Below are 17,428 nucleotides of genomic sequence, written 5' to 3'. Positions count from 1 at the left end.
GGCGGTGGCGACGGCGGTGATCGCGATGTTGGCCGCCACCTCCAGCACGCCGCCGAGGATGTCGGCCATCATCGAGGTGTGATCCAGCGCGTCGCCCAGACGGGCAGCCCAGAGCGCGTCAGACATGCAAGTCGCCCATCAGGCCGGGCCGTCGAACAACAGCGAACCCTTGATCGTCGCCCAATGCGCGGCTTCGGCATCGCCGAGTGGCTCGGCCTTGACGTAGCTCAGGGCGAACATCTTGCGCGTGCCGGGCAGCACCAGCGCCAACTGGAACTGGAAGACCTTTTCGTTGCCCTTGCTGAACTGGCTGCGCAGCTCGATGCCTTCGACTTCCTGATTCGCGCCCAGACGCACGGTGGCGCCCGGTTGGCAGCGCAATTCCTGTACCTGTTTTTCCAGGCGCTTGAGCTGGTCGTCGAGGTTGCTTTGCAGGGTTTCGCCGTCGCCCAGCAAGCTGCGGCTGACGATCAAGGACGTGCCCAGTTCGGGGAACTTGAGGATGTTGATCGTCGCGTCCAGCAACTCGCTGGGCGGCAATTGGAGCTGGAATTCGTTGATGCGGTAAGTCATGGCGCCTGAATCTCTGGATTAACCCTTGGGGAACGCGGCTTTGACGTTGGCGTCGATGCTGGCCTTGACGCCCTGGCCGTCAGGGGTGGCACCAGGGCCGCCGCCATTGTTCAGGTGCAGGACGCCGCCGGTGTTGAACTCGGCATCGCCCTTGGCATAGAAGCTGATCTGCACGCCGGTCAGGTTGATCTGGCCGCTGGCATTGAGCTCCAGGATGCTTTCACCGCACACCAGCCGCAGGTTTTCGCCCACTTCGATGACGTAGCTCTGGCTGATGCTGTCGGTCTTGCGCAGGCCCACCGAGAGGATGTCTTCCTGTTTGACGATGCGCAGGCGGTTGTTGCCGATGGTCACGGTTTCGTCGTGGCCGATGCTCTTGTTGCGGTCATGGCCCACCGAATGGCTTTCATCCACCTCGACCACGATGTCCTGGTTGCGCTCGGCATGGATGTACAACTGCTCGGCGCCTTTCTTGTCCTCCATGCGGATTTCGTTGAAGTTCGCCGGCGTGCCGCCCTTGCTCGAACGGCTCTTCATGCCGCTCTGGGTGGCGTTGTCGGGCAGGTCGTAAGGTACGGTCTGCTCGGCGTTGTAGACGCGACCGGTGATGATCGGCCGGTCGGGGTCGCCTTCGAGGAAGCTGACGATCACTTCCTGGCCGATGCGCGGGATCTGCATCGAGCCCCAGTTCTTGCCGGCCCAGGATTGCGACACGCGGATCCAGCACGAGCTGTTTTCGTTGGACTGGTCGTGACGGTCCCAGTAGAAGTGCACCTTCACCCGGCCGAACTGATCGGTCCAGATTTCCTCGCCTTTGGGGCCGACCACCAGGGCGGTCTGCGGGCCTTTGACGATGGGCCGGTGGGTGTGGGGCAGTGGGCGGTAGCTCTGCTGGGCGTCGATGCAGGTCAGGCTGCTTTCGAACTGTGCCGAAGGGGCGCCGCCGCTGGTTTCGCCGCTTTCCTGGGACAGGTAGTAGCGGGCCCCGACGATCAGGTATTCGCGGTTCTGGTCCTGGCGGGTGAAGCCGGTCAGGCTGAACAGATGACCCGAACCCAGGCCCCGCGCGTTACCGGCCAGCTCGACCTGTTCGTGCAGGGTCTGCAAGGCTTCGATGCGGGTGCGGGCGTAGTGTTCGCCGTCTTCGCTCTGCACGTAGGTGCCGGGGTAGTCGTACAGTGGATAGTCACCGGCGGCATGGGGACGGGGCATCGCCGAACGCACGTCGATGCGCGCACTGGGGCGCTGGAAGTCATAGTCGTTGAGTTCCAGCGAGCCGGGTTGGACTTCCTGGGCCAGGTGCCAATCGTGAATGTGGTCGCGCTCGCGCTGCTGCTCGTTCTTCGGGTAGTAAGGCACCGAGGCGTAGCCGGGCGCGTTGCTGTGCGCGCCGTAGGCATCGGCCAGTACCAGCACGTGACGGCCCTGCTCATGACGGAAGAAGTAGTAGATCCCTTCCTGTTCCATCAGGCGGCTGACGAAATCGAAGCTGGTCTCGCGATACTGCACGCAGTATTCCCACTCACGGTAGGGCCGGCTCAAGGCGTCTTCGAAATCGGAGAAACCCAGGTCGCGGAACACCTGCTTGATGATCTGCGGGATGGTCAGATTCTGGAAAATCCGGCAATCGGAGGTGCGGGTCAGCAGCCACAGCCAGGGCCGCAGCGTGGCCTGGTAGCTGGCGAACTGGCCTTGGTCGACGTTCTGGCTGAAGCGGGCCACGATGCCGTGGAAATGCCGCTCGCCGCCGCCGTCCAGCTGCATGCTCACGCACATGGGTTTGCCGAGCACCTGATTGAGATCGATGGCGTTGTCCAGCGAGTGCAGCTGCAACTCATAGTTGAACAGCCTTCCCAGCTCTTCACCGCCGCCCATGTCCTTGAGCAGCAGCACCTCGGGCCCCAGGGGGCTGGTGATTTTGGCCAGGCGTGTGGCTTGGTTGAATAACATCGAGTGTCCCGTGCAAATTGTGTTGGGCTGAAGGAACGCAACCCACTGTGGGAGCGAGCCTGCTCGCGATGGCGGTGNCAACACTGGGTTGAATGTAATTCCGCTATCGCGAGCAGGCTCGCTCCCACAGGGTTTTCTGTGTTCCTGTCAGGTCAGGCCGCGTCGCTGAAATCGTACTGCAATTCGTTATCCACCGCGCTGATCCGCACGCCGGCCATGGCCTTGCCTTCGAGCATGCGGGTCAGGAACTCGCGGCTCATGTCCGGCAGCAGGCTGTTGGTCAGGATGGTGTCGATCATGCGGCCGCCGCTTTCGGTTTCGGTGCAGCGCGAGACGATCAGGTCGATCACCGCGTCGTCGTAGTCGAACGCGACCTTGTGGGTGCTCTCCACGCGCTTCTTGATGCGGTTGAGTTGCAGGCGGGTGATGGCCTTGAGCATCTCGTCGCTGAGCGGGTAGTACGGGATCGTCACCAGGCGACCGAGCAGGGCCGGTGGGAAAATCTCCAGCAGCGGCTGGCGCAGGGCCTTGGCGATCTCCTCGGGTTCGGGCACGTCCTGCGGGTTCTTGCAGACGTCGGCAATCAACTCGGTGCCGGCGTTGGTGGTCAGCAGGATCAAGGTGTTCTTGAAGTCGATCACCCGGCCTTCGCCGTCCTCCATCACGCCTTTGTCGAACACCTGGAAGAAGATCTCGTGCACGTCCGGGTGGGCTTTTTCCACCTCGTCCAACAGCACCACGCTGTACGGTTTGCGCCGCACGGCTTCGGTCAGCACGCCGCCTTCGCCATAGCCGATGTAGCCCGGTGGCGCGCCCTTGAGGGTGGACACGGTGTGGGCTTCCTGGAATTCGCTCATGTTGATGGTGATGACGTTCTGCTCGCCGCCGTACATGGCTTCGGCCAGGGCCAGGGCGGTTTCGGTCTTGCCCACGCCGGAGGTGCCGGCGAGCATGAACACGCCAATCGGTTTGCTCGGGTTGTCGAGGCCGGCGCGGGAGGTCTGGATGCGCTTGGCGATCATCTGCAGGGCATGGTCCTGGCCGATGATGCGTTTCTTCAGGTGCTGGTCGAGGTTGAGCACGGTTTCCAGTTCGTTGCGGGCCATGCGGCCCACCGGGATACCGGTCCAGTCGGCGACCACCGAGGCCACGGCCTGGTAATCCACGGTCGGCAGGATCAGCGGGGTTTCGCCTTGCAGGGCGGTCAGGCGCTGTTGCAGGTCCACCAGTTTCTCGCGCAGGGCGTGGCTTTCGTTGTCGGAAGCTTCGCTGGCGTCCTCGCTGTCCACCACACCGACGCGTTCGCGCAGGGTGGCTCGGGTGGCGAGCAGTTCGTCCACCAGGGTTTTCTCTTCGGCCCAGCGGCTTTCCAGCTCGGCGAGGCGCTCGCGTTCGGCGCTCAGCAGGCTTTCGGTCTGGGTCTGGCGTGTGCCGATGACCACGCCAATGGCGTGTTCGCGGGCGATGATCTGCAGCTCGGTTTCCAGCGCTTCGATGCGCCGACGGCTGTCATCCACTTCGGCCGGCACCGCGTGCAGGCTGATGGCGACGCGGGCGCAGGCGGTGTCCAGCAGGCTCACGGACTTGTCCGGCAACTGGCGCGCGGGGATGTAGCGGTGGGACAGCTTGACCGAGGCTTCCAGGGCTTCGTCGAGGATCTGCACCTGATGGTGCTGTTCCATGGTCGAAGCCACGCCGCGCATCATCAGCAGGGCCTTGTCTTCCGACGGCTCGGCCACTTGCACCACCTGGAAGCGACGGGTCAGGGCCGGGTCTTTCTCGATGTGCTTCTTGTACTCGGCCCAGGTCGTGGCGGCCACGGTACGCAGGGTGCCGCGGGCCAGGGCCGGCTTGAGCAGGTTGGCCGCGTCACCGGTACCGGCGGCGCCACCGGCACCCACCAGGGTGTGGGCTTCGTCGATAAACAGGATGATCGGCTTCGGCGAGGCCTGGACGTCTTCGATGACCTGGCGCAGGCGCTGTTCGAATTCGCCTTTCATGCTCGCGCCGGCCTGCAGCAGGCCGACGTCGAGGCTGCGCAGTTCCACATCCTTGAGGGACGGCGGCACGTCACCGGCGACGATGCGCAGGGCAAAGCCTTCGACCACGGCGGTCTTGCCCACACCGGCTTCACCGGTGAGGATCGGGTTGTTCTGCCGACGGCGCATGAGGATGTCCACCAGTTGGCGGATCTCTTCGTCACGGCCAACGATCGGGTCGAGCTTGCCGCTGCGGGCCTGCTCGGTGAGGTCGACGGTAAAGCGCTTGAGGGCTTCCTGCTTGCCCATGGCGCTGGGGGCCATGGCGCCGCTGGCTTCGCCCGGCACGCTGCCGGCGTTGAAGCCATCGCTGGCGGTCAGGGCGTTTTCCGGCGAGTCGCCGACGTACTCGTCAAAGCGTTCGCTCAGGGCTTCGGCCTTGACCTTGTCGAACTCCGACGACAGGCCCAGCAGGGCATGGCGCAGGCTTGGGGTCTTGAGGATGCCCAGCACCAGGTAACCGGTGCGCACCTGGCTTTCGCCGAACATCAGGCTGCCGTAGACCCAGCCGCGTTCCACGGCCTCTTCGACGTGGGAGGACAGGTCGGTGATCGAGGTCGAGCCCCGCGGCAGGCGGTCCAACGCGTCGGTCAGGTCCCGGGCCAGGCGCGCCGGCTCGACGTTGAACTGGCGGATGATGCGGTGCAGGTCCGAGTCCTGCAGTTGCAGCAACTGGTGAAACCAGTGGGCCAGTTCCACATAGGGGTTACCGCGCAATTTGCAGAACACGGTGGCGGCTTCGATGGCCTTGTAGGCCACGCTGTTGAGTTTGCCGAACAACGCGGCGCGACTGATTTCACCCATGCTCATGGCTCCTTGAGGTCTGTGAGGTGTTGGCCTGTTCGGCGTAGTGCCGGGCCAGTATTAGATCGTTGGCATCGGTTGCGGGCTGCCCCAGCCAGGTGTTGAACCCCAGGCGGAAGCGGCCGTTGAGTTGTAGCGCCGGCACCTCGGGCTGTTCCAGGACCAGGTTCAGGTCCCAGTCCAGCTCATGGCCCAGGTATTCGGCGACCCAGGCCACCAGCTCGTTGAACGGCTCGCCACCGGGCAGCATGCCCATGTAGTCGACGAGTTTGAGCGGCCCGAGGCGAATGCGGAATTTGTGCTGGCGATCCCACACATAGCGGCCCAGGCAGAAATCCACGCCCAGTTGATGGGCGCTGGCGCCGACGCGGCTGCGTTCGGGCAACTCCAGCCATTGGCCGACGTATTCCTCGATCTCCACCGGCAGGCCGAAGTACTCGCTGAGGATGGCCTTCAAGCCGTCCGGGTAGCGGGTTTGCGCCGCCAAGTGACCGCTGTAATGCAGTTTCGCCGTGTCGGGGATCAGCCCCTGTTTGAGCAGGCTCGGCATGCCCCGGCCGCTGAGCGCCGCCAGGCGCGCCGACCAGTAGTCATCGTTCGGGCGGTCATGGCTGACCGTTGGCCGCGCTTCGGCCCAGGCCCGGTAGAACAGGCTGAGCAGGCGATGGTGGAACACATCGAGGAAGCGTTTGCTGGTGCTGTCGGCGTTGTTGCGCTGACGCTCGCGCACGTACTCGGTCATGTGCAACGGCATCGGGCCGTTGGGGCCGCCGAGGCCGAAGAAGAACTGTTCCAGCCGCGCCGGCGCGCCGTCGACGCCCGGTTGCACCGAGGCGAGGGTGGCCGGGGCAAAGGTGCAGTCGGCCTGTTGTCCGAGGCGCAGCGGGTCATCGGCCAGGCGCAGGGAATGGCCCAGGCGCGGCAGTTCGGGGGTTTCGCACTCGATGCGCCGCAACGCCTGGAAGAAGTCGTACTCCCAGGGTTCCTGGTGCATCGCGTCCAGGGTACTCACAGGGTCGGACGACGTCCGGGCTTGGCTTTCCATCGCATGATCTCGCCGCGTTCGGTGGTACGGATCACCGTCTCGGTAAAACTGTTGATCGACACGTAGCGTGCCAGGAAGCGTTCGAACACCGCGCCAAGGAGAAACACCCCGGTGCCGCGAAACGCGTTTTCATCGAATTCCAGGGTGATCTCCAGGCCCCGGCCGAACACGATCGGGCCGGGCATCGGCAAGCGGCGGGTGCAGGCCTTGCTGCTGACTTCCCGCAGGCCTTCGATCTGCAATTGCAGCGCCGCGTCGTTGCTGTCGCCGTACAGGCGCAGCAGTTCGCGCAGGGCGGCGGCGCCCTGGCCTTGTTCACTGAGGGACAGGTAGTTCAGCGACAACTGGCTGATCAGCCGCCAGGCCTTGGCGTCGTGGGCATGGCTGGCCCGCGGCCGACTCGGCCCGGCGACGCAGCGCACGGCGCCGACCGGTGCGCTGTCGGCCAGGGTGAAGTCGGTCTTGCCGTTGCCCACGCTCATGAACAACGGCAGGTCGCGGTTGGTGCACAGCGCGGTCACGCCCAGTTGGCGCAGGTCATGGCGGTAGGGCGCCTGGTGGCTGTCCACCAGGCTGACAAAGGTTTCGCTGCCGACGTAGGTCGAACGCGGGCCGTTGCGTCGCTGATCGCTGGACAACACCCGTGGTTCACGGCGCACCGTGTAATAGGCCTGGTCGCGGCCATAGCGGGACGGGTCGCGCACGGCATAGAACGGCAGGAACGGCTGCTCCGGCCCGGTACCGTGGCCGGTGAGGCCGGTCAGCGAATGCACTTCGAAATCCATCGGCCGGGTGCGGTCGGCGATCACGTGGTGTTCGTTGACCCGGTCCGACAAGTGGATGCGGTCCAGGCGCTTGGGAAACAGATTGATGGCCGGGGTGCAGAACGGCAGGAACTGCGCGGCACCAACGCTGCCTTCCAGGCTCGGGTCGTGGCGGTCGAACAGCACGATCAACTCCAACTCCTGGCCGTCGCAGCGCTTGACCGCCCGGCCCAGTTGGGTGAAGTCGACGAACAGGAAGCGCTGGGGCAGGGCGAAGTATTCCTGCAGCAGGCGATAGCCCTGGAATGCCCGCGGCACTACCGGCAGCGCAGCGTCGACGTCATCGAAGCCACGGGAGCGCAACGCATCCTGGGGCAGCCGCTCGACCCAATGGCCACCGGGCTGGCGGGCGAACACCGCGCAGGCGCTGCCCAGCAGTTGTTCGTAGAGGCGGAACGGTTGCTCGTCCGCACCGCTGAGGTACAGCGGCAGATTGTCCAGGGCCAGGCTGTTGAACGGCAATTCGGCACCGGTGCGCAGGGTCAGGCGCAGGCCGGCCTTGGCTTTCGGCTCACTGGCGGCCAGGCGTCCGAGTACCGTGGATGGATTGCCGAAGTACTCGGCCTGGCTGACCTGCAACGGCCACAACGTCACCGAGTGGGCGGTGCGGTACTCACAGCAGGTCTGGGTTTCACGCCCCAGGGCGGCGCGCAGGACGCTGTCCCGGGGCAGCTCGAAGCCGCTGCTCAACGAACCTTCGTCCGGATCGGCCTGCATCTGCACCACGGTCATCGACGGCGTCGGCGCCAGGTAATGGGGATAGGCGATTTCCAGCAGGTTGTGGGTGAAGGTCGGGTACTCGGCGTCGAGCTTGAGTTGCACCCGCGCCGTCAGGTAGGCGAACCCTTCCAGCAGCCGCTCGACATAGGGGTCGGCGCAGTCCATGCCGGACAATGTCAGCCGACTGGCGATCTTGGGGTATTCCTTGGCGAACTCCGCGGCGCTTTCGCGCACGTGGTGCAGTTCCTGGTTGTACAGCTCCAGCAGGCGCGGGTTCATGAGCGTCTCCGCTGATCGGCGTTGACTACGCGCACATGGCCGGTTTCCAGGTCCAGGTCGGTTTGCAGCATCAGGCGCAGCGGCACCGGTTGGGCCCAGAGGTCGCCTTCGATCTCGAAACTCAAGGCGTTGTGGTTCATCTCGGCCGTCGACCGGGCCCGCACGCGCAAGGTATGGCGCAGGATGCGTGGCTCGAAGGTGGCGATGGCCTGCTGGATCAAAGCTTCCAGCGCCGAAAGATCGACGTTCGAGGCGCTGTTGCCAGCCAGCGCCGGCAGCCCGAAGTTCACCACCGAGGTTCCCGCCGGGGTGTGCAGGGTGGCGTCAGCGTCGAGCAGCGAGGTGGTGTTGAGCAGCCACGCCAGGTCGCGCAGCACCGAGGCTTTCAACTGGGTGAGCGACAGCACGCGCTTGTCGGCGCTTTCCTTGGGATTGGTCGGATCGTCATCGGTCAACCGGTCCAATAGGGAGGGTTGGAGGCGATCGCGGGTGGCGATTTCGGTTACCACGTAAAAAGGGCCACGAAGTTTTTCTGGTCGACGGCACCTTGAGTGCAACGGCCGCCTTCGGCGAGCATCGAGGCTTCCAGGCGACCGGCTATCAGCCTGACGGCCTGGTACTGGGAACGACACTCCTGACTGGGTGCAGGTTCGGTCTCAAAGTGCTGGACGATGATGATTTTTGCGTTATTGAAACTCTCGACCCGTGGCTTGTCCTGGCGATCAACGCTCAGGTGGCAGGGCCATGTCATGTCCAGGGTCAGGACGCTTTGATCCGGCTTGCGTAGGGCACAACGTTGGTTGTGGTTTTCCAGGGTCAGGACCTGGCCGCCAAGGTCGACCTGGTTGTTGCTCGCCCGGTTCGCATCGGCAGGCACCGTTTCGGCACAGGCGTACAGGCTTACGATCATGCAACTGGCCAGAAGCGACTGTAGCGTTGGCTTGATCATGACAGTTCCCAGAACCAGACTTGTTTTGAGCGATGGGCCTGGTCGGCGAAGTCGCCCGTGACCCTGCCGCGATTCCACAGATCGATGTGGTCGCCGGTGCGTGCTTCCAGGGATTGCCCATGTCGTGCAAAGCAGTCCTTGAAGAAGATGATCCCGGTCTTCTGAACGAGCTTGCGCCGATCTTCGGCACTTCCCGAGAGAATCAGCGGACGCCCTAGATGATGTCGCCAGAGCCAGTTGGCTAACGATTCCGCCCCCCGTGCGTGTTCGTGCGCGCATTTGGGTTCGGTATAGGTCGACTTGTTGACCTTGATGGTTTTTTCCGCGTTGAGCGTGACACTCATGCGGATAGCGCATTGATTGTCCCAAGGGCCGTCGCAGGGCGTTGGCGTATTGGGATAGCTGTTCCACAAATTGATAAACGAAGGCTTGGCCATGACTCAGACACCGCGCGGTAAAGGATTGGATGAGAGCAAGCACCAAACACCCCCGGCGCGTGGCACCGGGGGCGTGTTCGATTACACCTTGACGTTCTGACGCACGTTCCAGCCGAACTTGACCGGACCGCCTTCCTTGCTGCCGTCGGCTTTCTGCGGCTGGTAGTCCACCAGCACCTTGGCGAAGTTCAGGGTGACGTTTTCGGTCAGGCGATCATCGCTGCCCGAGCCGCCGGTGCTCAGGGAGGTGATCAGCACTTCTTCCAGGTTGATGATCATGTACTCGACCTGGCTTTCACCGCCGGCCTTGCGCACGGTCAGCTTGACCTTGTCGATGTGCTTGCCGCTGGCGCAGTGCATCATCAGGTTCGGCGAAGCCTTGTCGACGTACTTGGTCAGCGACAGGTCCTGGATGTTTACCTTGCCGGCGCCACCGCCACTGCCCATGTGCATGTTGCCGGACTGGGACATGCCCCAGCTCCAGTTCAGGACGTCGATCTCGTCCTTGTGGGCCTTGTCCATGGACTCGCCCTTGATGTCGCCGATCTTGATGAAAATATCAACAGCCATGTTTTCTCCCTGTGTGGTTTCTAACCACATTGTTTGGTTTGACGCCGACCTGCGAATTCTGTGTTCAACAGCGATCTTCAACTCAACGAAGATCCCTGTGGGAGCGAGCCTGCTCGCGATGACGGCGTGTCAGGCGACACAGGTGGTGACTGATCCACCGCCATCGCGAGCAGGCTCGCTCCCACATTTCTACCGCGTACCATTCAGCTGGTTGTTACGCGCCCTTGGCCGAAGGCAGTTTCGAAACCAGGCGCAGCGACACGGTCAGTCCTTCGAGCTGATAGTGCGGGCGCAGGAAGAACTTGGAGTTGTAGTACCCCGGGTTGCCTTCGACTTCTTCGACGATCACTTCGGCCGCTGCCAGTGGGTGCTGGGCCTTGGTGGTTTCGGTGGAATGCGCCGGGTCGCCGTCGACGTAGTTGAGGATCCAGTCCTGCAGCCAGCGCTGCATCTCGTCCTTCTCTTTGAAGGAACCGATCTTGTCGCGCACGATGCACTTCAGGTAGTGAGCGAAACGGCAGGTGGCGAACAGGTACGGCAAGCGCGCGGCCAGGTTGGCGTTGGCGGTGGCGTCCGGGTCGTCGTATTCGGCCGGTTTCTGCAGCGACTGGGCGCCGATGAACGCGGCGAAGTCGGTGTTTTTCTTGTGCAGCAGCGGCATGAAACCGTTCTTCGCCAGTTCCGCTTCACGGCGGTCCGAAATGGCGATCTCGGTCGGGCACTTCATGTCCACGCCACCGTCGTCGGTCGGGAATGTGTGGGCCGGCAGGTTTTCCACTTCACCGCCGGACTCCACGCCGCGGATGCGCGAGCACCAGCCAAAGTGTTTGAACGAGCGGTTGATGTTCACGGCCATCGCATAGGCGGCGTTGGCCCAGGTGTATTTCGAGCTGTCGGCGCCGTCGGTGTTTTCTTCGAAGGCGAAGGCTTCCACCGGGTCGGTCTTGGCGCCGTACGGCAGGCGCGCCAGGAAGCGCGGCATGGTCAGGCCGATGTAGCGCGAGTCTTCCGATTCACGCAGCGAACGCCAGCCGGCGTATTCCGGCGTGGTGAAGATCTTGGTCAGGTCGCGTGGGTTCGACAGTTCCTGCCAGGAGCCCATGCCCATCACGGTCGGCGACGCGGCGGAAATGAACGGTGCGTGCATCGCTGCGCAGACTTTCGACAGCTCGCCCAACAGCTCCACGTCCGGTGGCGACTGGTCGAAGTAGTAGTCGCCCACCAGGCAGCCGTATGGCTCGCCGCCGAACTGGCCGTATTCTTCTTCGTACATCTTCTTGAAGAGCGGGCTCTGGTCCCACGCCGTGCCCTTGAATTTCTTCAGGGTCTTGTGCAGGTCGGTCTTGGAGATGTTGAGCACACGGATCTTCAGCTGCTCATCGGTCTCGGTGTTGTTGACCAGGTAGTGCAGGCCACGCCAGGCGCTTTCCAGCTGCTGGAAATCCGGGTGATGGATCACCTGGTTGACCTGGGCGGTGAGCTTGGCGTCGATGGCGGCGATGATCGATTCGATCGACTTGATGGCGTCGTTGGACACCAGGTCGGTCTGCGCCAGGGCCTGTTCGGCCAGGGTACGCACGGCGGTCTCGACCGCTTCGCGGGCACGCTCGGTCTTGGGCTTGAACTCTTGCAGCAGCAGGGACGCGAACTCGCTGGTTTCTTCAGTCGCGCCCAGGTTCTGTGCGCCTTCGCGGACGGTATTGTCGGTCATGATCATTGATCCTGTGCTGGCTTCGGCGCGCTCGCCAGGGCCTGCAACAGCGCTGGGTCCTTGATCGCCTTCATGATGATTTCTTCGGCGCCGGTCTTGCCGTCCATGTAGGTCAGCAGGTTGGCCAGTTGGGTGCGTGCTTCGAGCAACTTGTTCAGCGAGTCGACCTTGCGGGCCACGGCTGCCGGGCTGAAGTCGTCCATGCTTTCGAAGGTCAGGTCCAGGCTCAGGTTGCCTTCGCCGGTCAGTTCGTTGGGCACATGGAACGCTACGCGTGGTTGCATGGCCTTGAGGCGCGAGTCGAAATTGTCGACATCGATCTCAAGGAACTTGCGATCGGCCACGGGTGCCAGAGGCTCGGCGGGCTTGCCGGCGAGGTCGGCCATTACGCCCATGACGAAGGGCAACTGGACCTTTTTCTCGGCGCCGTAGAGCTCGACGTCGTACTCGATCTGCACTCGAGGCGCGCGGTTGCGCGCGATGAATTTCTGAGAACTTTGCTTCGCCACGTTGCTGCTCCTGGTCGCTTGAGCGACGGTGTTGGCGTCATCCGGTGGGGCCGGTGACGTGACTGCGTGATCCGCTCGCTGTTATTCGCTGTCCGGGCCGCGCAGGTTTTCAAATTGGCTCATGCCGTCTGGAATCAGGTTGCGCACGATAGCCGCGAAGTCGGCGTGCACCAGATTCTTCGCCCGATTCAACAGCACCGGCAGGGGGCTGGAGGGCTCGTGACGGGTGTAGTAAGCGAGAATCCGATCCAGGCTGCGCAGCACGTCGTCGCGGTTGTTGATTTCACCGCTGACCGTGCTCGTGCCGGTGTTGCGCGGTGCGCTCGGCGCGCTGGTGTATTCGGCTGGCGCGGTGCTGTCGCCGGCGACCGTGTCCGGGGGGGCGCTGTCGCCGCTCTGCGGTGCGAACTGACCGAGAATCTGCAACGCCATCTTCAGTGGCTGCTTCAGCGGGCCGAGGTCCACGCCCTGGGCGGAACCGACCTGGTCGCTGACCTGCTGTTCGATGGCTTCGGCGGCGGCACGAGCTTCCAGCAGCGCCGCACGGGTGATTTCCAGTTGCTCGGGGTCGCAGTCGAGCAATGCGCCGGCAAGTTGTTCGGCCCCGAGACTTTCATCGGCGAAGCTTTGCAGGCCGCTGGCGTTGGCGGCGGCGCGCAGGCTGACGGGGCCGAAGGCGCGCGAGCGGGCCAGGACGCTCTCGCGCAGCAGGCGGATGGTGACATCGGACGTCAGGCCGGCGAGGGCGTTGATGCGCACGGTGGGATCGTTGTCGTCATCGGCATCCAGGCGCGGGTGCAGGTCGGCCCAGTATTGCTTGAGCAATTCGCTGATCAGCGTCAATACGCGGGCCAGGCCTGGAAGACCTTCGAGGGCCAGGGAGCTTTGCAACAGGAAATGGGTGATGCGCAAGTCTTTGCTGCGTTGCAGCAAGTCCAGGCTCTGTTGCTGGATGCTGCGCCACTCGGGGGGCTCGGCAGGCAATATCGAGTCGCCCATGCTGCGCTCGGGTTGGCCTCGGGAATCACGCTCCAGGCGCAGGAAATCCGCGTCATATTCCAGGTCTTCGCCACAAGGCGAGTTCGCGGAAACGGCGGCGAGCAACAAAGGCACATCCACTTGGATCGATCTCCCTATCGCCCGCTGAAGAATGAGTCGGGCAGTTCACACGCAAGTTCCGGGTGGAACTTCACATGTCCCTTGACGGTAATGGCCCAATAGATGCTTGATGATCTTAAAGTGCCATCATTGATATTCAAGAAGTTGTGCATTTTTGGTGTAGTACTTATCGCTTGTCAAGGTAAGCTATTTCCACTCTGTTACAGTTGTGAGGCGCTTAACAACCCGCGCGACTGGCAGGTCGAGGAAGGTTCTGGGAGCGGTTTTTGTCATGCAGGCCGGTTAATATCAGCCATCATGCTGGCAAAAAGCCGTTTCGCGGTGGTTTGCAAGGTTTTCCGGTGAGCGCCAAGGTGAATTTCCCCCTTCGGCTTACCGTGCGCACAGACGTTTGAAAGTATTCGGCAAGGAGGCGAGATGCCGCTGTGTTTGACTATCACTAGTTATCACAAGATTACCCCCGGTCAGTGTTCTGAAAAGTCCATGGACCAGGGAGTGATGGCAATTGGCCGTAATTCCGATAATGACTGGGTATTGCCGGATCCTGAACGGTTGGTGTCCGGTAAACATTGCGTTATTCAATACAAAGACGGCCGGTATTATTTAACCGATAACAGCACTAACGGCGTGGAATTGGTCAAGGCCGGTATCCGCCTGCGCAAAGGCAACAGTGAGCTCTTGCAGGATGGCGAGATCATCCGCATCGGGGATTATGAAATCCAGGCGCGTGTCGACTTCAACCTGCCGGTTACCGACAGCAACCCCTTTGCCGAGTCGCCCAGCAGCTTCGAGGCCCTGATGGGCCGCCAGGCGGCCGCGCCAGTGCAGACCCCCGCGCCGATCCCCATGGTTCCGCCGGCGCAATTCCAAGGCGTTTCAGCCATGGACACGATGCCGGACCTGTTCGATTTCCTCACGCCGCCCAGCGTGCCGCCGGCCACCCAGCCCGATCATGTGCCGGCCCAGCAGCACGATTTCCGCCCGCCGACGCCGATCCCCCGTCCCAGCCCGCCGCCCATGGTCGAGCCGGTGGCGATGAGTTCCGCCTCGGTGATCCCGGAAGATTGGGACCTGTTCAGCGACAAGCCGGCGCCGGTGCCGGTTGCCCCGGTGGCCGTCGCTCCGCCGCCGGTTGCACAAATGCCGGTGGTCGAACCGGTCGCGGTGGCCGTGCCGCAGATACCCGAGCCAGCGATCCCGGTGCCGGACATCTTTGCGCCTGAGACGAGTGTCGCCGAGTTCAACCTCGCCGATATCCGCATACCGAACGAACCTGCGCCGCTGCCCGAACCGCCGGTGACCCGTGTCGAACCGCCAATCGCGCCAATCGCGCCGGTCGCTCCAGTCACGCCGGTTACGCCGGCCGCTCCGGTCGACGCAACCCAACCCGATCTGCTGCAGGCGTTCCTGCGCGGTGCCGGCCTGGATCAGTTGCGCCTGGACAAGGCCCAGGCCGAGGCGCAGATGGAAAGCATCGGGCGCAGCTATCGGTTGATGGTCGAAGGGCTGATCGACGTCTTGCGTGCCCGCAGCAGCCTCAAGGGCGAGTTCCGCATCCAGCAGACGATGATCCAGCCGGTGGAAAACAACCCGCTGAAATTCGCCCCCAACGTCGATGAAGCCCTGTTGCTGTTGTTGCGCCATGGCAACCAGGCGTTCATGGCGCCGGACGCGGCGGTGCGGGACAGCTTCGATGATCTGCGTGCCCACCAACTGGCGGTCATGGCCGGCGTGGAAGCGGCGATCAAGCATTTGCTGGCGCGCTTCGAACCGGCGCAACTGGAAGAACGCATGGGCAAGCCTGGTGGGCTGTCAGGGATTTTCAGCGGCTCGCGGCAGGCTCAGTATTGGCAGCAATTTACCGAGCTCTACAGCAATATTTCCCGGGAAGCCCAGGAGGATTTCCAGGACCTGTTCGGTCGTGAATTCAGTCGTGCCTACGAAGAACACAGTAGCCGACAGCGACGCCGTTGAGCGTCGCTGTCCATAACCCTTCACAAGTCAAACAACGGATAGCTCAAACGTCATTGAGGACGCAGGATGATTCCCAGGTTTTTACTCGCAGTTGCCACCGCGCTTCTGTTGACGGCGTGCGCCAAGGATGCGGCCAAATCCCAGCCCGAAGAAGCTGAGGCCGATACCGCCGCCGTCGAGTTGCACTTCCACGCCATCAACGGTCTCAACCCCGGTGCCACCGGCCAGCCGGCTCCGGTGCGGGTGCGGATTTTCGAATTGAAAAACGCGGCGACCTTTGGCCGCTCCGATTATTTCGCCCTGGCCGAACGGGCCCAGGCGACCCTGGGCGCCGATCTGATCGATCAGGATGAAGTGCTGATCCAGCCCGGCCAGCAGCTGAGCCTGCAACGCGACCTCGACCCATCGACCCGCCACATCGGCATCCTGGTGGGCTACCGCGAACTGGATCAGTCGCTGTGGCGCACGGTGTTGAATGTGCCGCCGCGTGCCTACACCGAATACCAGATCAGCCTCGATGTGCGCGCCGTGCGCAGCGACGTCGTCGTTCCCCCATCCAGCCCTGCCCAATAAGCAATCGGAGCCCCCATGTCCTGGAACAATCGCGTGGTCTGGTCGGAAGGCATGTTCATCGGAACCCAGCACTTCCAACAGCACGACCGTTACCTGGAAAACCTCATCGACGCACGCAGCCGGCCCCTGTCGGCCGGTGCCTGGGGCTTTTCCGAATTGCTCATCGACCAGGGCCTGCTGGTTCAAGGCAAGCTGGCGATCATTTCGGCGCGGGGCCTGTTGCCGGACGGCACGCCCTTCAACATTCCCCAGGATGACGTGGCGCCGACGCCGCTGAACATCGACGACAACCTGCGCGACGGCCTGGTCTACCTGGCCCTGCCGCTCAAGCGCGCCGGCGCTCGCGACACCGTGGACGAAGGCGAGCCCTTGGGGGCTGCGCGTTATGTCAGCCAGGTCAGTGAAGTGCGCGACGACAACGCACCGTTTGAAAACCGCGCGCCGGTGGCCCTCGGTTCCCGGGCGCTGCGTCTGTTGACCACCGAGGACGGCATCGGCGACTACGCCGCCATCGGCGTGGTGCGCATCAAGGAGAAACGCGCCGACCGCGCCCTGGTGCTCGACGACACCTACATTCCGCCGCTGCTGGATGTGGTCGCCTCCAAGCCGTTGGCGGCGTTTCGCAGTGAGCTGCTGGGCCTGCTCCATCAACGCGGCGAAGCCCTCGCCGGGCGGGTGGTGGCGTCCGGCGCCGGTGGTGCTTCGGAGATCGCCGACTTCATGCTGCTGCAACTGGTCAACCGTGCCCAGCCGCTGATCCAGCACCTCAGCCAGTTGAGCCCGTTGCACCCCGAGCGCTTCTACAGCGAACTGGTGGCATTGGCCGGAGAATTCTCCACCTTCACCGCGTCCGGGCGACGACCGCAGGAATACCCGCCCTACCAGCATGACGACTTGGTGCTGAGCTTCACCCCGGTGATGCAAGCGTTGCGCGAGGCCTTGTCGATGCTGATCGACAGCAAGGCCACACCGATTCCGATTGTCGAGAAAGCCTACGGTATCCACGTGGCGATGCTGGCCGACAAGACTCTGCTCGACAGCGCCAGTTTCATCCTGGTGGTGCGCGCCGACGTTCCCGCCGAAACCCTGCGCAGTCGCTTCGGCCAGCAGAGCAAGGTCGGCTCGGTGGAGCACATCCGCGACCTGGTCAACCTGCAACTGCCGGGCATCGGCCTGTTGCCGTTGCCGGTGGCGCCACGTCAGCTTCCGTACCACGCCGGCTCCACCTACTACGAACTCGACCGGGGCAGCGACCACTGGAAGCAGCTGGGCAACTCCGGCGGCTTTGCGTTCCACATCGCCGGGCAGTTCCCAGGGCTGAACCTGGCGTTCTGGGCGATCCGAGGATAATT

At 63.3% G+C, this 17,428-nt stretch carries 15 protein-coding genes; 3 read left to right on the top strand and 12 right to left on the bottom strand.

The genetic code is table 11. From position 1 onward, the window contains the following. Positions 1 to 138: 138 nt before the first annotated feature. The 12 genes from N005_RS00395 to tssA all read right to left on the bottom strand — a co-directional run bounded on the left by N005_RS00395 (position 139) and on the right by tssA (position 13,529). Positions 139 to 573, bottom strand: a complete 435-nt coding sequence (locus N005_RS00395; protein ID WP_047698371.1) for a DcrB-related protein — start codon at positions 571 to 573, stop codon at positions 139 to 141. A gap of 18 nt (positions 574 to 591) precedes the next feature. Then, entirely contained in the window at positions 592 to 2,523 is a 1,932-nt protein-coding gene (locus N005_RS00390) for a type VI secretion system Vgr family protein (RefSeq protein ID WP_047698369.1), read from the bottom strand. 152 nt (positions 2,524 to 2,675) lie between these two features. Beyond that, positions 2,676 to 5,366 carry a type VI secretion system ATPase TssH gene (tssH, locus tag N005_RS00385; protein WP_047698367.1) on the bottom strand — a complete coding sequence of 897 codons (2,691 nt, stop codon included), beginning with the start codon at positions 5,364 to 5,366 and terminating at the stop codon, positions 2,676 to 2,678. Then, entirely contained in the window at positions 5,359 to 6,411 is a 1,053-nt protein-coding gene (gene tssG / locus N005_RS00380; protein ID WP_047698365.1) for a type VI secretion system baseplate subunit TssG, read from the bottom strand. The genes tssH and tssG overlap by 8 nt, the downstream gene beginning before the upstream one ends. Beyond that, positions 6,375 to 8,234 (bottom strand): type VI secretion system baseplate subunit TssF, encoded by a 1,860-nt coding sequence (tssF, locus tag N005_RS00375; protein ID WP_047698363.1) that lies wholly within the window; start codon positions 8,232 to 8,234, stop codon positions 6,375 to 6,377. The genes tssG and tssF overlap by 37 nt, the downstream gene beginning before the upstream one ends. Beyond that, a complete protein-coding gene (gene tssE, locus N005_RS00370) occupies positions 8,231 to 8,743 on the bottom strand; it encodes a type VI secretion system baseplate subunit TssE (protein ID WP_047698361.1) in 513 nt (170 codons plus the stop codon). The genes tssF and tssE overlap by 4 nt, the downstream gene beginning before the upstream one ends. Then, the gene (locus tag N005_RS00365; protein WP_231983255.1) at positions 8,737 to 9,144 is read right to left on the bottom strand and encodes a hypothetical protein; all 408 of its coding nucleotides are present in this window, start codon (positions 9,142 to 9,144) and stop codon (positions 8,737 to 8,739) included. The genes tssE and N005_RS00365 overlap by 7 nt, the downstream gene beginning before the upstream one ends. Positions 9,145 to 9,179: 35 nt before the next feature. Further along, on the bottom strand, positions 9,180 to 9,620 hold the full coding sequence (locus N005_RS00360) for a type VI secretion system amidase effector protein Tae4 (protein WP_047698358.1): 441 nt from the start codon (positions 9,618 to 9,620) through the stop codon (positions 9,180 to 9,182). 81 nt (positions 9,621 to 9,701) lie between these two features. Next, positions 9,702 to 10,190, bottom strand: coding sequence for an Hcp family type VI secretion system effector (locus tag N005_RS00355; protein WP_047698356.1), 489 nt, complete (start codon positions 10,188 to 10,190; stop codon positions 9,702 to 9,704). A gap of 214 nt (positions 10,191 to 10,404) precedes the next feature. After that, complete coding sequence (gene tssC / locus N005_RS00350; RefSeq protein WP_047698355.1) at positions 10,405 to 11,901, bottom strand: type VI secretion system contractile sheath large subunit; 1,497 nt, start codon at positions 11,899 to 11,901, stop codon at positions 10,405 to 10,407. 2 nt (positions 11,902 to 11,903) lie between these two features. After that, entirely contained in the window at positions 11,904 to 12,410 is a 507-nt protein-coding gene (gene tssB, locus N005_RS00345; protein ID WP_003177230.1) for a type VI secretion system contractile sheath small subunit, read from the bottom strand. 81 nt (positions 12,411 to 12,491) lie between these two features. After that, positions 12,492 to 13,529: a type VI secretion system protein TssA gene (gene tssA / locus N005_RS00340; protein ID WP_047698352.1), complete on the bottom strand. Its 1,038-nt coding sequence runs from the start codon at positions 13,527 to 13,529 to the stop codon at positions 12,492 to 12,494. 417 nt (positions 13,530 to 13,946) lie between these two features. On the opposite strand from tssA, the gene tagH reads away from it, so the two are divergent. The 3 genes from tagH (at position 13,947) to tssK (ending at position 17,426) form a co-directional block, all read left to right on the top strand. Beyond that, on the top strand, positions 13,947 to 15,503 hold the full coding sequence (gene tagH / locus N005_RS00335) for a type VI secretion system-associated FHA domain protein TagH (protein WP_047698350.1): 1,557 nt from the start codon (positions 13,947 to 13,949) through the stop codon (positions 15,501 to 15,503). Positions 15,504 to 15,569: 66 nt separating this feature from the next. Continuing rightward, entirely contained in the window at positions 15,570 to 16,076 is a 507-nt protein-coding gene (gene tssJ / locus N005_RS00330; protein WP_047698348.1) for a type VI secretion system lipoprotein TssJ, read from the top strand. A 15-nt stretch (positions 16,077 to 16,091) separates the two neighbouring features. After that, on the top strand, positions 16,092 to 17,426 hold the full coding sequence (gene tssK, locus N005_RS00325) for a type VI secretion system baseplate subunit TssK (RefSeq protein WP_047698347.1): 1,335 nt from the start codon (positions 16,092 to 16,094) through the stop codon (positions 17,424 to 17,426). Positions 17,427 to 17,428 lie beyond the last annotated feature (2 nt).

Source organism: Pseudomonas mediterranea CFBP 5447 (assembly GCF_000774145.1).
GTDB classification, from domain to species: domain Bacteria; phylum Pseudomonadota; class Gammaproteobacteria; order Pseudomonadales; family Pseudomonadaceae; genus Aquipseudomonas; species Aquipseudomonas mediterranea.
This window is presented reverse-complemented; position numbering and strand designations above follow the sequence as displayed.

Coding starts and splice junctions, on each gene's coding strand:
- N005_RS00360 (WP_047698358.1), bottom strand. CDS start 9,620: ATGGCCAAGCCTTCGTTTATCAATTTGTGGAACAGCTATCCCAATACG.
- tssF (WP_047698363.1), bottom strand. CDS start 8,234: ATGAACCCGCGCCTGCTGGAGCTGTACAACCAGGAACTGCACCACGTG.
- tssH (WP_047698367.1), bottom strand. CDS start 5,366: ATGGGTGAAATCAGTCGCGCCGCGTTGTTCGGCAAACTCAACAGCGTG.
- tssC (WP_047698355.1), bottom strand. CDS start 11,901: ATGACCGACAATACCGTCCGCGAAGGCGCACAGAACCTGGGCGCGACT.
- N005_RS00355 (WP_047698356.1), bottom strand. CDS start 10,190: ATGGCTGTTGATATTTTCATCAAGATCGGCGACATCAAGGGCGAGTCC.
- tssG (WP_047698365.1), bottom strand. CDS start 6,411: ATGGAAAGCCAAGCCCGGACGTCGTCCGACCCTGTGAGTACCCTGGAC.
- N005_RS00365 (WP_231983255.1), bottom strand. CDS start 9,144: ATGATCGTAAGCCTGTACGCCTGTGCCGAAACGGTGCCTGCCGATGCG.
- N005_RS00395 (WP_047698371.1), bottom strand. CDS start 573: ATGACTTACCGCATCAACGAATTCCAGCTCCAATTGCCGCCCAGCGAG.
- N005_RS00390 (WP_047698369.1), bottom strand. CDS start 2,523: ATGTTATTCAACCAAGCCACACGCCTGGCCAAAATCACCAGCCCCCTG.
- tssJ (WP_047698348.1), top strand. CDS start 15,570: ATGATTCCCAGGTTTTTACTCGCAGTTGCCACCGCGCTTCTGTTGACG.
- tagH (WP_047698350.1), top strand. CDS start 13,947: ATGCCGCTGTGTTTGACTATCACTAGTTATCACAAGATTACCCCCGGT.
- tssK (WP_047698347.1), top strand. CDS start 16,092: ATGTCCTGGAACAATCGCGTGGTCTGGTCGGAAGGCATGTTCATCGGA.